This window comes from Sphaerisporangium krabiense, assembly GCF_014200435.1.
In the GTDB taxonomy this organism is placed as follows: Bacteria; Actinomycetota; Actinomycetes; order Streptosporangiales; family Streptosporangiaceae; genus Sphaerisporangium; species Sphaerisporangium krabiense.
Map to the genome: position 1 here is coordinate 5,408,445 of NZ_JACHBR010000001.1, position 13,692 is coordinate 5,422,136.

Annotated in this window: 8 protein-coding genes; 6 read left to right on the plus strand and 2 right to left on the minus strand. The window is 73.6% G+C overall.

The window, feature by feature from the left end:
- The first annotated feature begins 212 nt into the window (after positions 1-212).
- A complete protein-coding gene (locus BJ981_RS39335; protein ID WP_184613888.1) occupies positions 213-1,682 on the plus strand; it encodes an excalibur calcium-binding domain-containing protein in 1,470 nt (489 codons plus the stop codon).
- Positions 1,683-1,728: 46 nt separating this feature from the next.
- Here the strand turns inward: BJ981_RS39335 and BJ981_RS23760 are convergent, their stop codons facing one another.
- Positions 1,729-3,969 (minus strand): xanthine dehydrogenase family protein molybdopterin-binding subunit, encoded by a 2,241-nt coding sequence (locus BJ981_RS23760; protein ID WP_184613890.1) that lies wholly within the window; start codon positions 3,967-3,969, stop codon positions 1,729-1,731.
- Between the two features lie 115 nt (positions 3,970-4,084).
- Here BJ981_RS23760 and BJ981_RS23765 point away from each other — a divergent pair, with 115 nt between their 5' ends.
- From BJ981_RS23765 to BJ981_RS23790, 5 genes are all read left to right on the plus strand, one after another.
- Positions 4,085-5,770, plus strand: a complete 1,686-nt coding sequence (locus BJ981_RS23765) for a PucR family transcriptional regulator (protein WP_239138982.1) — start codon at positions 4,085-4,087, stop codon at positions 5,768-5,770.
- A 197-nt stretch (positions 5,771-5,967) separates the two neighbouring features.
- Entirely contained in the window at positions 5,968-7,263 is a 1,296-nt protein-coding gene (locus BJ981_RS23775) for a helix-turn-helix domain-containing protein (protein ID WP_204069995.1), read from the plus strand.
- A 152-nt stretch (positions 7,264-7,415) separates the two neighbouring features.
- Entirely contained in the window at positions 7,416-8,009 is a 594-nt protein-coding gene (locus BJ981_RS23780; RefSeq protein ID WP_184613894.1) for a copper resistance CopC family protein, read from the plus strand.
- Complete coding sequence (locus BJ981_RS23785; protein ID WP_239138981.1) at positions 8,006-10,015, plus strand: bifunctional copper resistance protein CopD/cytochrome c oxidase assembly protein; 2,010 nt, start codon at positions 8,006-8,008, stop codon at positions 10,013-10,015. Before BJ981_RS23780 ends, BJ981_RS23785 begins: the two co-directional genes overlap by 4 nt.
- A gap of 306 nt (positions 10,016-10,321) precedes the next feature.
- Complete coding sequence (locus tag BJ981_RS23790) at positions 10,322-10,699, plus strand: sensor histidine kinase (protein ID WP_184613896.1); 378 nt, start codon at positions 10,322-10,324, stop codon at positions 10,697-10,699.
- A gap of 17 nt (positions 10,700-10,716) precedes the next feature.
- Here the strand turns inward: BJ981_RS23790 and BJ981_RS23795 are convergent, their stop codons facing one another.
- Positions 10,717-13,551: a type 1 periplasmic-binding domain-containing protein gene (locus BJ981_RS23795; protein WP_184613898.1), complete on the minus strand. Its 2,835-nt coding sequence runs from the start codon at positions 13,549-13,551 to the stop codon at positions 10,717-10,719.
- Positions 13,552-13,692 lie beyond the last annotated feature (141 nt).

Here is a 13,692-nt window from a genome sequence, read left to right on the forward strand (position 1 = left end):
GGGGGTGACCCTTTCGGGCCGGTCCTCTCCTACTTTGCGTGCCCTGCCGGGCGCGGACCACGGAGCAGGTTGGCAGGAATCCGCCCTGGTACGTGGCAGATTGTCAGGATGCCTCCAGCCTAGAACGGCCTGCGGGATCTCCCGTGCGCGGTTAGCCCGAACCCGGGACCCTCGATAGGCTCGGCCCTGCGATGTCTGGCACAGAGGTGTGGATGCGTCATCATCCGGCGGCGGGCGATCACGGTGATCGGTCACAGGGGCCGCCGGATCCTCCCGGCGCGCCCATCGGCGGCGCGGGCGTGCCCGGCGCGGGCGGTCCCCCCGGGGGGTACGGCGCGTCACCGCCGGGCGGGCACTCCGGACCCGGCGGGCCCGCCGCGCCCGGCGATCCCTCGCCCCCCGCCGGCCCGCAGGGTCCGCCGCGGGCCTCGCGCTCGACCACCGTCGCCCTGCTCGCCGGGCTCGTCGTGGTCGTCATCGTCACCGGCGTCGTCGCCACGATCGCCGTGCTCATGACCCGGCAGCCCGACCGTCCTTTAGGCGCGCCCGCGCCGAGCCGCCTGGCCACCACGATCCACTTCGCCCCGGTGACCGGCACCCGGCCCGCCCCCTGCCCGAGCCCGGGAGGGGACGCCGTGCTCGACGACGCGGGCACCACCTGCTACCAGCTCGCCCCCGGCGTCACCGTCACCTCCGTGCTGAAGGTCGAGGCCGTCGCCGACGCCGACGGGTCCTACTCCGTCCGCGTCGTGCCCGTGCCCGAGAGCCGCGACCGGCTGGCCTCCCTCACCGAGGACTCCTTGAACGAACTGCTCGCCGTCGTGGTGAGCGACCGGGTCGTGACGGCGCCGCGGGTCGCCCAGAAGCTCACCGGCGACAGCTTCGGCATCTCCGGCCTGACCAAGGACGCCGCCGACGCGATGGTGGCCCGCCTCCTCGGCCATGGCGCCGCCCCCAGCGCCCCGGCGGCCACATGCCCGCCCGGTTCGACCGGCGTCCCGGACACCGGCCGGCCCTACAACCTGCCCCCGGACGCCCCCGGCCAGACCTCCCCGTCGGGCGGCACAGGCCAGGTCCCCCCGCCCGGCACCACCGGCCGGCAGGGTTCTCAGAACGGCGCCGGTCAGGGTTCTCAGAACGGCACGGGCCAGGTGCCTCCGAACGGCACGGGTCAGGGCGCGCAGAACGGCGCCGGTCAGCAGGATCCCCTGAACGGCGCCGGTCAGGGGACGTCCCCGGGGGGCGGGGTCACCGACCCCGCGGCGACCGGCGCGCCCGACCCCGCCGCGACGTGCGCCCCCGGCTCGGGGGCCACCGGCGCGCCCACCGGACCGGGCGATCCCGCCGCCTCGCCGGGGACGACCCCCGGGCAGCCGTCCTCCGGCGGCCGGGCGCCGATCGCGCCGACCTCCGGAGGCACCCCGTACCTCAGCGCGCCGTCCGCGCGGGCCACGGGCACGCAGCCCGTCGGCGGACCGGCGGCCACGGGCGGGCGGCCGCCGGCCCCGAGCGCCCTCGGCGCCCTCCCGACGAGCCGCCGCACCGCCGACCCGCGCTTCCCGACCTGCCAGGCCGCCAACGCCGCGGGCTACGGCCCCTACACCAAGGGCGTCCACGAGGAGTACGCCTGGTACCCGGACCGCGACGGTGACGGCGTCGCCTGCGAGCGCGGCGACGGCTGACCCCGGACCCGGAAGGCCCGGCCCCGCGGCGATGCCGGGCAGGGGGTCAGGACAGGGCGATGTCGTGCGGGCGGATCGGGACGCGGGGGAGGGGCAGGCCCGTGGCGGCGCGGACGGCGGCGACGATGGCCGGGGTCGAGGACAGGGTGGGCGGCTCGCCGGCCCCGCGCAGGCCGTACGGCGCGTGGGGGTCGGGGTTCTCCAGGATCGACAGGCGCATGGGCGGCATGTCCAGGATGGTGGGGATCAGGTAGTCGGTGAAGGACGGGTTGAGCACCCGCCCGTCGCGGACCTGGATCTCCTCCATGAGCGCGAGCCCGAGCCCCTGGGCCGTCCCGCCGTGGATCTGCCCCTCCAGCGCCGACCGGTTGAGGATCTTGCCCACGTCCTGGACGGCGGCCAGCTCCACCACCTTGACCAGCCCCAGCTCCACGTCGACGTCGACCACGGCGCGGTGCGCGCACAGGGCGAGCTGGGTGTGGGAGTCGCCCCGCCCGGTGACCGGGTCCATGGGGAAGGTGGGCCGGTGGCGGTACTCGCGGGTCTCCTCGATGGGCCCGTACCGCGCGACCAGCTCCTCCGCCGTGAGCTCGGGACGGCCGGCGCGCAGCGCGTCCAGGCGTTCGCGCACCGCCTCGCACGCGGCCTTGACCGCCCCGCCGGTCACGTACGACTGCCGGGAGGCCGAGGTGGAGCCCGCCGAGCCGACCGTGGTGTCGGCCGGGGCGACGGTCACCCGCGCGACGCCGAGCTCGGTGCGGGCGATCTGCGCCTGCAGCGTCACGAGTCCCTGCCCGACCTCCGCCGCCGCAGTGTGCACATGCACGTGCAGCGAGTCGCCGGCCAGCTCCAGCCGCACCCGGGCGGTCGAGTAATCGTCGAAGCCCTCGGAGAAGCAGATGTTCTTGATGCCCACCCCGTACCCGACGCCCCGGCGCACCCCCTCGCCGTGCGTCGTCTGGGCCACCCCGCCGGGCAGCGCCCGCAGGTCCGCGGGCCGGTCTCCGGCGGGCAGCGGCATCGCGGCCAGCTCGCGCAGCATGGCCGCCAGCGGCGCGGGGGAGTCGATGACCTGGCCGGTCGCCAGCCTCGACCCCTGGGAGACCGCGTTGCGCACCCGGATCTCCACCGGGTCCAGGCCGCACGCCTCGGCGAGCCTGTCCATCTGCGACTCGTAGGCGTAGCACGCCTGCACCGCGCCGAACCCGCGCATCGCCCCGCACGGAGGGTTGTTGGTGTAGGCGCCGTAGGCGTCGATCTCGATGTTGGGCACCTCGTACGGGCCCACGCCGAGCGAGGCGGCGTTGCCGACGACGGCGGGGGAGGAGGAGCGGTACGCGCCCCCGTCCAGGACGATCTCGGCTCTGACGTGCACCAGCCTGCCGTCGCGGGTGGCGCCGTGCTCGTAGCGCAGGCGCGCGGGGTGCCGGTGGACGTGCCCGAAGAACGACTCCTCACGGCCGTACACCATCTTGACCGGCCGGCCGGTGCGCAGGGCCAGCATGGCGGCGTGGACCTGCATGGACAGGTCCTCGCGGGCGCCGAACGCGCCGCCCACCCCGGCGAGCGCCAGCCGCACCTTCTCCTTGGGCAGCCCCAGGCACGGCGCGATCTGGTCCTGGTCGACGTGCAGCCACTGCGTCGCGACGTAGAGGTCCACCCCGCCGTCCTCGGCCGGCACGGCGAGCCCGGACTCGGGGCCGAGGAACGCCTGGTCCTGCATGCCGACCTCGTACTCGCCGGTCACCACGACCTCGGCGGCGCCGGGCGTCCCCGGTTCCGGCACGCGGCCGACCCGCACCGGCTGGTGGCGCACGACGTTGCCGCCCGGCCCCACCACCGGGCAGCCGGGGTCGAACAGCGCGCGCCGCGCGTCGGTGACGGCCTCGCGCGGCTCGTACTCCACACGGACGGCCGCCGCCGCGCGCCGGGCGGTCTCCGGATGGTCGGCGGCGACGATCACGATGGGTTCGCCCTGGTGGCGGACCTGGTCGATGGCCAGCACGGGCTGGTCCCTGTGCTCCAGGCCGTAGAACCTGTGCCCGGGGACGTCCTCGTGGGTGAGCACCGCGCGCACGCCGGGCATGGCCAGCGCGGGGCCGATGTCGACCGCGCGTATCCACGCCGAGGGGTGCGGGGAGCGCAGCGTCGCGCCCCAGAGCATGTCCGCGAGGTAGAGGTCGGACGCGTAGGCGAACTCGCCGGTGACCTTGAGCGCGCCGTCCGGGCGGGGCGCGCTCGTCCCGATGCCCTGGTCCTGGCCGCGGCCGCTGGCGGTGTGCGTCACACAGGCAGTACATCAGCCGGGCGATGCCGGACCTATGCACCAGACCGCGAAACGCCCGCGTGCGGGCGCGGGTCACTTGGAGGTTTCTCCAAAAGCTCCTGGTTAGCCTGGACAGATGCGGATACGTGAGCTGATCGCCATGGGGGAGCTGGGGCTGACCCTGCTGTCGGATCCCGCCCATCTGGACAGGCCGTTCTCCGGAGTGCACATCACCGACCTGCCCGACCCCGGCAGGTACCTGTCCGGTGGCGAACTGGTGCTCACCGGGCTCATGTGGCGGCGCGAGCCCGGCGACTCGCGCCGCTTCGTCGAGACCCTCGCCGCCGCCGGGGTCGCCGCGCTCGGCGCCGGGCGTGCGCTGCTCGGCGAGGTGCCGGGGGACCTGGCCGAGGCGTGCCGCGACCACGACCTTCCGCTGCTCGACGTGCCGGAGGAGACCTCGTTCCGCACGCTGGGGGAGAAGGTGGAGGCGCGCCTCGCCGACCCGCGCGGCGCGCTCGGCCTGCACCGCCGCATCGTCGCCGCCGTCGCCGAGGGCGGCGGCCTGGAGGAGCTGTGCGCGCTGACCCGCCGTGAGCTGGGCGTCGAGGGCGCGGTCGTGTCGGCGACCGGCACGGTGGTGGCCGGCGACCTGGACGGCGGGCTCGCGGCGCGGCTGGCCCGCGAGTTCCTCGCCGCGCCCCGGCTGCCGCACGTGGCCCGCACCCCGGGCGGGCCGTACACGCTGTTCGCGGTGGACCGCGCGCACCGGGCGGCGGGCTGGGCGCTGGTGCTCGGGGCCGACCTGCTGGACCGGGCGGACGTAGGCTTCGAACTGGCGGCCTGCGCGGCGCTCGCGCGGGGCCGCGCCGAGGAGGGGCGACGGGTGGAACGGCGGCTGGCGGGGCAGCTCGTCGCGCTCGCCCGCTCCGCGGCGCCCGACGCCGCCGAACTGGCCGCGCGCCTGCGCACCTGTGGCATCGGCGCCGCGGAGCCGTACGTCATGGTCGCCGCGACGGCGGCGCTCCCCGGCGCGGCGGACGGGCCGGGCCCGGCCGAGCTGGGCGGGCGGGTGGTGGAGGAGTCGCTGGCCCGCCGCGTGGTGGCCGCCGTGCAGGGCGGGGCCAGGGTGGGGACCATGGCAGGGGACACAGGGGTGGACCTGGCGGGGGCCGTCGCGATCGTTCCGCTGCGGGCGTTCTCCGACTCCGGGGCGCGGGAGGACGAACCAAGGAAGGCACGAGAGAAGAAAGAAAAAGCGGCGGACAGGCCTGGCGCAGAGGTGCCCGTGCGACTTACCGTGCAATTGCAAGACCAATCGCATGTGCACCGTAGTGTGCACGCGGTTTTGGGCCTGCTGAGGGACGGAGTGGCGACGCTCCAGGCCGGTGACCGGCAGGTGCGGGTGTCAGTCGGCGTGAGCGCCGTCCTGACCGGGCCCGGAGCCGTCCGCGGGGGCGCGGAAGAGGCGGCTCACGCGAGGCGTCTTGCGGAGGCGCGAGGTGGAGGGGTGGTGACCAGCGACGAGATCTACACCTGTGATCTTCTGCTGGCCACCGTGCCCGACGAGGTGCGGCGATCGTTCGCGCAGCGGATCTTGGATCCGCTTTTCGAGTACGACCGGCGTCACCGGTCGGAGCTGGTCCGTACCCTTGCGGAGTTTCTCGACTGCGCCGGCTCCTGGAACGGGTGCGCGGCGCGGTTGCACGTGCATGTCAACACGGTGCGCTACCGCATTCAGCGGGTCGAGGAACTCACAGGACGGAACCTGTCCTCAATGGCGGACAGGGTTGACCTGTTTCTCGCGCTACGTGCCTGTTGAGTCACAAATCAGCAGCAAGGGAAGTCGTTTGCCATGAGATGGGAAGACGTGGAAGCTTCGGCAGTCATAGCATTGGCTCCGACGCCCAGAAGGGCGAGGAAGCATACGCTCAGGGCCGAGAGGGCGAGACGGCGACGACGCATGGAGAACTCCCGTTCGTGGCAGTTGTCGGGGCTTTACATCTTCAAGGAGTGCCAGTGACTGGTCAAGATCTCATAGGCCAGCGAATCAAGACGATTCGTCGCCAGCGCGGTCTTTCGCAAGCACAACTGGCGCACCCTGAACTCTCAGACAGTTATGTGTCACTCATTGAGAGTGGCAAGCGTACGCCGACGGCGGCGGTTCTGGAACTGCTGGCGGCCAAGCTCGATTGCTCCCTGACGTATCTGATCAACGGCGTCACCGCCGAGCAGATGCAGGAGCTGGAGCTCGGCCTGCGGTACGCCAGCCTCGCCCTCAACAACGGCGAGGTCACCGAGGCGCGGCGGCGCTACGCCGAGCTGCTGGAGGACGGCAGCCTCGCCGGCCTCATCTCCCTGCGCCAGGAGGCCGAGTACGGCTACGCCCTGGCCAGCGAGGCGTGCGGGGACCTCGACGGGGCGATCTCCGTGCTGTGCCGGCTGCGCGAGCCCGGTAGCGACCCGCTGCCTCCGGACCGTTCCATCGCCGTCGCCATCGCGCTCTCCCGCTGCTACCGCGAGTCGGGCGACCTCGCCGCCGCCGTGCGCGTCGGCGAGGAGGCGATCATCGGCCCGGCCCGCCCGGCCTGGAACGACGACCTCGTCGAGCTCGGGGCCACGCTGCTCTCCGCCTACGAGCTGCGCAACGACATGCTCAGGGCCGAGCAGTTCGCCGCCGAACTGCTGTCGGCCGCCGAGATGCTCGGCACCCCCCGTGCCACCGTCGCCGCCTGCTGGAACGCCGCCATCGTCGCCGAGCGCACCGGCCGCATCACCGAGGCCCTCGCCTTCGGCGAACGCGCCCTGGCCATCCAGTCCGAGAACGGCGCCGAGCCGCGCAACCTCGCCCGGCTGCGGCTGGCCGTCGCCGTCCTGCGGTTCCGGGCCAGCCCGGCGGAGGCCGAGGCGTGCCGCGACCTGTTCCTGCGCGGCGAGCGCGAGCTGACCGAGAGCTCGGGCAGCATCGCCGACCGCGCCCGCTGCGCCGTCGAGCTGGCCAAGGTCGAGATGGCGCTCCACAACCCCGACAAGGCCGCCGGGTACGCCCGCAGGGCCAACGAGCTGGCCCAGGAGCGCCCCCGTTCCGTGCGCGCGGACGCCCACCTGGTGCTCGGCAACGCCCTGCTCTCGCTCGGGCGCACGGAGGAGGCCGCCGCCGAGCTCGTCGCCGCCGAGGACCTGCTGTCCACCTCGCCGGTGACGCGCAAGACGGCCGAGGGCTGGCTGACCGCCGCGACCGCCCTGGAGCGGATGGAGGACGGCGAGGCCAGTGTGGCCGCCTACCAGCAGGCCCTGGCCTGCGTCGGCCTGTGATCCACCGGGCTCTCTGAGCACGTCCTTCACGTCCTCGCGGGGCGCCGTCCCCGCGAGGACGCCGCTTTTCCGGGGCCGACCGGGCCGTGCTCCCCCACTAGGGGTGAGTTGTGGTAGGGACCGACCTGGTGCCTGGATAGCCTTAGGGCATTATGAGGACTTCTCCGCTCGCCGCCGCGCTCGCGCTCCTCGCCGCCCTCGTGCTCGGCACCGCCCTGGCCTCGCCGGCGCTGGCGCACACGGCCCTGAAGAGCAGCGACCCCAAGAAGGGCTCCACGGTCGAGACCCTGGAGGGGGTGACGCTCACCTTCACCGAGAGCGTGAAGTTCCCCGTCGTGCTGGTCCGCGACGCCGACGGCCGCGCCCACCAGGACGGCAAGGCGAAGCTCGACGGCGCGACGGTCACGCAGAAGGTCTCCGGCGCGCTGCCCTCCGGGAAGTACGTCATCGCCTGGCGCGTGGTCTCGGTCGACGGCCACCCCATCGAGGGGGAGATCCCCTTCACCGTGAAGGCCCCCGCCGCCTCCCCGACGCCCACGACCTCGGAGTCCTCCACGGCGCCGGCCTCGCCCGAGCAGCCCGCGCCCGTGACGAGCTCGCCGCCGCCCTTCACCCCGACCCCGGTGGCCGACCAGGCCGCGCAGGACGACAAGGGCTCCGGCGTCCCCGCCTGGCTGTGGATCGCCGTCTTCGGCGTCGCCGGCGTCGGCATCGGCACGGCGATCAGCCTGCGGAAGAAGTCGTGAGCAGAGCGGTCCGCCTCGCCGTCGCAGGGGTGTGCGCGGCGCTCGCGGGCCTGGTCGCCGCCATGGTCGCCGGCGGTGCGGCCACCCCCCGCATCATCCCCGGCCTGCCCGACGAGGGCACCCTCACCCGCTGGGCGCTGCCCGTCTCCAAGCTGACCATGGACGTCGCCGGCGTGCTGACCGTCGGCCTGCTGCTCACCGCCACCGTCTTCCTGCCCAGCGACAAGGGGCTGCTGAGCAAGCCCGCCCAGGTCTACGTGCGGGCCGCGGCGTGGACGGCGCTGCTGTGGGCGCTCGCCGCCGCCTCGTCGCTGGTGTTCAGCCTGTCGGAGACCCTCGGCATCCCCGTCGCCGAGGCGCTCGGCGGCAACGAGCTCACCAGCTACGCCAGCCAGGTCCCACAGGGCATCTCGCTCACGCTCGTGGTGCTGTTCGGCACCGCCATCGCGTTGTTCTCGCGCGGCGCGATCACCACGGGCGCCTCGGGCGGCCTGCTGGTGCTGGCGCTGGCCACGCTCATGCCCCCCGCGCTCACCGGCCACTCCTCCTCCGCGCCCAACCACAGCCTCGCCACGACCGGCGTCGCCCTGCACCTGGCGGTGCTGTCGCTGTGGGTGGGCGGGCTGCTGTTGCTGTGCGCCCACGCCCTGCGCGGCGCGCCGCACCTGGACCTGGCCGCCGGCCGCTTCTCGCGCATGGCGCTGTGGTGCTTCATCGGCACCGGCCTTTCCGGCCTGTTCAGCGCGCTGGCCCGCCTGACCTCCGTCGCGGAGCTGTTCACCACCTCCTACGGGCTGATCCTCGTGGCCAAGGCCGTCGCCTTCACCGTCCTCGGGGTGCTCGGATGGTGGCACCGCCGCCGCACGCTGCCCGAGCTGTCCGCGGGCAGGCCCGGCGCCTTCGTCCGGCTCGCGGGGGCCGAGGGCCTGATCATGCTGCTGGCCGTGGGCCTGGCGGTCGCCCTCTCGCGCACCGCGCCGCCGCCGCTGCTCGACCAGCCTCTGGACCGGGCGTTCGAGCTGCTCGGCTATGTGATGCCGCCGCCGGTCTCGGTGGCCAATCTCGTGACCCTGTGGTGGTTCGACCTGTTCTTCGCGGTGATCGCCGTCGTGCTGGCGGGGTTGTACGGCGCGGGGGTGGCCCGGCTGGCCCGCCGCGGCGACCGCTGGCCGGTGGGCCGCACGATCAGCTGGGGCGTGGGCGTGCTCCTGCTGGTGCTGGCCACGCAGAGCGGCGTCGCCCGGTACGCGCCGGTGCTGTTCAGCGTGCACATGGCCGAGCACATGGTCCTCTCCATGCTGGTGCCGATCTTCCTGGTGCTCGGAGCCCCGGTGACGCTGGCGCTGCGCGCGCTGAAGCCCGCCGCGCGGCGCGGCGACCGCGGCCCGCGTGAGTGGATCATGGCGATCCTCCACAGCAGGATCACCAAGGTCGTCACCCATCCGGCCGTCGCCACGATCCTCTTCGTGACCTCCACCTACATGCTGTACTTCACGCCGCTGTTCACCTCGGCCATGGAGGAGCACCTCGGCCACATCGCGATGACGCTGCACTTCCTGCTCAGCGGCTGCCTGTTCTTCTGGGTGATCATCGGCGTGGACCCCGCGCCCACCCGGCTGCCCTACGTCGGGCGGCTGCTGCTGCTGTTCGTGACCATGCCGTTCCACGCGTTCTTCGGCATCGCGCTGATGAACATGGGCACCGTGATCGCCGCCGAGTGGTACGACCAGCTCGGCCGCACCTGGGGGACGTCGGGGCTGACCGACCAGAGCACGGGCGGCGGCATCGCCTGGGCCTTCGGCGAGATCCCCACGCTGATCGTCCTCATCGCGCTGGCCTTCCAGTGGTACCGGGACGAGGACCGCACGGCCCGGCGCGCCGACCGCCGCGCCGACGCGCGCGCCGCGAAGGTGGGCGGCACCGGCGACGCCGCGTTGGACGCCTATAACGCCTACCTCGCCAAGCTCAATAAAATGGACAGTCTGGACAAGACTGGCAAAGAATGACGCTTCACCATATTTTCCATACGGCAATCCCAAGCAAATCAGGTATCACCCGGCTCCTCGACGCGTCGTCCCCTACCTGCGGGTAGCGTGGCAGTCGAGGGTTTCGGGCATATACACGGTGGGTGGGCTTGGGTCGGACGCCTCGCCCGGGGTCGTCCCATCACTGTCCCATTCAGGTACAACCGCTCTTCAAGCGCGCGCCGGTAGCGTCGCCCCGATCATCGAGCGGGGCGCACGGGTGGGGACCGGAATCACGTCGCCGGAGCGGTGCGCCGGGAGGGTGGGAAGTTGTACGAAGAGCTGGCCATGCGCGGAAAGCGAAGTCTGGCGCGGGCGATAGAGGACTACCTGACGGAGTGGTCGGAGCGCACCGGCATCACCGTCGAGGTCTGGGCGATGCCCAAGGACCGCGTCACCGGGCCGGTCGCCGACGCCGTCTACGCGGTGGTGATCGAGGCCCTGACCAACGTCGAGCGGCACAGCGGCGCGCACACCGTGTCGATCGCGCTCACCACGGGCGGGTCCGGCCTCCGGCTCACCGTCAGCGACAACGGCATCGGGTTCCCTCCCGGGCGCACCGGCCGCGGCATGGACCTGATGAAGCTGCGGTTCAGCCAGGTCGGCGGCGTCCTGACGATCAACAGCGTGGTGGGCGAGGGCACCACCGTCAGCGGCCAGATCTGACCACGGCCGGCACGGCGTCACGGCTCGGGGCAGTGCGCCGCCGCCGGCTGCTTGGCGTACAGCTTGCCGCACTGGCGTACCACCACCTGGCGGCCGTCCGGGTCGAGCGCCACCAGCAGGATCGGACGGTCCTTGGCGTGCCGCCGGTCGGCGGCGCCGTGCAGCTTGACCAGGCCGCTGTCGCCGTCGATCTCCTGGAGGTTCTCCAGCGCCAGCAGCACGCCGCCCCGGTCCACCACGGGAGGCGGGCCGCCCGGCGCGGCGGTGACGCCCTGCCCGGCGAAGGCCTCCTGAGCGGCGGCCATGAGCGCCACCGCGGCGTCCTGCGCCTGCACCGCGTACTCCGGCGAGGGAAGCTGCGTCCTCGGAAGGCCGGTCAGGCGCAGCGTGGCGGTGAGCCCGTCCAGCCGCCGGTAGAAGTCCGTCTTGTACTCCGGCGGGAAGATCCGCTGCTGGTCGCGGGTCGCGCTCGGCGGCGCGAGCGCGACGTACATCACCCGCACGCGCTCGTTGCCGCCCAGTTCGGGGGCGTGGTCGTTGACGTACTGGGTGACGTCGTCGTTGGCCAGGATGGTCAGTCCGTGGCACTGGGACTGCCCGATCGCCGTGACGAACGCCCCGAACTGCGCCGTACGCCCCGCGTAGTACATCAGGTCGGGCTGGGTCTTCTGGCCGCACGCCTTGGTGACGAGCGCGGGGAAGTCCCGCGCGTGGTGGTACCGGACGGGCTCGGCCCCCGGTCCGAAGGCGGCGACGAACTTCGCGCCGAGGTCCGTGCCGATCAGGTCGGTCGTGGTGCTGTCGATGAACACCTTCGCCGTCCCGGCTCCCCGCACCTTCCGCTCCGGAACGCCCGCGTGCGCCCAGCCCGCCGCGACGGCGGCGAGCCTGCTGTTGGGCGGGGCCAGCGGGAAGAACGACGGGACGCGCCTGCCGTCCCGCACGCGCAGGTCCAGGTCGTCGAACGTCGCCGTCGTGCTGATCACGGGCAGTGCCTTCCTGCCCAGCTCCTCGATCGCCGCGCGGACGTGCGTCCTGCTCTCGCCGAGCCCGATCACGCCGATGACCGTGGGATCCTCCTCGGCCTTGCGCACCGTCTCGCGGGCGACGTCCTGCGCGTACCGGAAGTCGGCGCCCGCGTTGGCCAGGAGCACCCGCATCTGCAGCAGGCTCCCGTCGGTGTTGTTCTCGATGAGCCGGCCCTGGGCCAGGGCGATCCCGGCGAGCTCGCCGTGGATGTCGGTCAGCGGATCGTAGGCGCCGGCCTGCGAGCTGCCCGAGGTCGTCATCTTCCCGAAGTAGACCACGGTCGCGTACGGGTGGCCGGAGGCGAGGATCGTCCGGTTCTGCAGGTCGATCAGCCCGAGCACGGGCGCCAGGTGGGGCGCGAAGTCGAACCCGCCCTCGCTCACCCCCACGCACTCGCCCGTGGAGGTCCGCCAGATGCCGGGACCGCAGGTCGCGGTGGCGGTCGCCAGCACCCGCACCAGCGAGACGGCGATCAGCGCCGTGACCGCGATCCAGGGGATGAGCGGGTGGGCGAGCAGGGGGCGCGGCCTGCGGTACACGGGGAGGGAGTTGGCCTTGGCCACGGCCTGCTCGTCCTCGGCCTCCAGCTCGATCCGCAGGTCGCGGACGGATCCGAGTGCGCGGTCCCTGGCCAGCTCGGCGCCCCACCGGTCCCACAACTCCTCGGCGGTGTCGGGACGTCCGGCCAGCACGCCGGGCCGGGGAGCCGATCCGGGCCGCTCGCCCGCGTCGGTCACGACCACGAGCAGGGGGTCGGCCTGGCGCGTGGCGCCGCGCACCTCCTCGATCCGCGACACCAGGCGGAGGTCGCCGCCGTTCACCAGCATCACCGGATAGGACGTGCGGGCCCAGGCGACCCGCCGCCAGACCTGCCACAGCCGCCGCTCGAACCCCTGGCGCAGATCCTCAAGGAAGGCGTTGACCAGGAGGCGCTCGATCTCGGCGTTCGCCTGCGCGGCCTCGCGGGACCTGCGCGGCTCGGCCGCCGCCGCGCCGTCGCGGGCGGCCAGCAGGCGCACGGCGAAGCCGGTCAGGTCGCGGGGCTGGTTGCGGCGGTTCTCCGGCATGAGGTACGGCTGGCGCAGGAACCACATGTACCGCCGCCGTCCCGCCCACGTGCGCGACAGCAACAGGACGTGGAAGGAGCCGATGACCGGGCCCGCCAGCAGGGCGCACAGGCCGAACAAGGTGGTGAGCTGGTCGGCCCAGCCCGCGCTGAGGATCGCCGTGGCGGCGGCCCACGCCGGCAACGGCCCCTCCGCGTACGCACGGACGTTCTTCCAGAACGACCTGCGCTCCTGCTCGGTGCCCGTCTTGATCTGCCTGCGCCGCTGGTTCATCGCCCGCCGCACGCCGTCGCGCAGCTCGTGGCCCTCCTCGGTCACGTGCAGGCCGAGCAGCCACTGCACCTGCGCGAACAGCGGGAAGCGCAGGTGGGCCTCGCCGGGCGCGGCGTGCTCGGCGAGGTGCTTGGTCGCGTCGTAGAGCTGGGACGCCAGCGCGGCGTACGGGGGAGCGGAGCCCTCGCCGGGCGGGTCCTGGGCCGGGGCCGGCACGGTGTGCGGGGTGCCCGCGCACCGTTCCTCAAGGGCGTCGGCCAGCGCCGAGGTCGCCTCCCAAGGGCCGGTCACCCACAGGACCGGCAGGGGGATGTCGCCGCCCCGCCGGGTGGGGCGGATCCGGATCCGGTCGAAGACGCGGAGGAACTCCTGCAGGCCCTCGCGCCGCGACTGCGGGGTGTGGGCGGGCTCGGCGGGGGCCCGGCCGGGCGGCGGCACGGGACGCGGGCCTTCCGGGGTGGCGGAGGGGAGAGCTGAGGTCACGGATCTCCTCCGGGTCGACGGGAGTGCGCGACGGCGTCGCGGGCGCGCCGGCGGGCGCGCGGACGGCGCCGCGCGGGCCTCCGCGGCCGACCGGCGTTCCCGTCCTCCCCCGTCGAATGGGAGCCGGTTTCACGGCAGGCG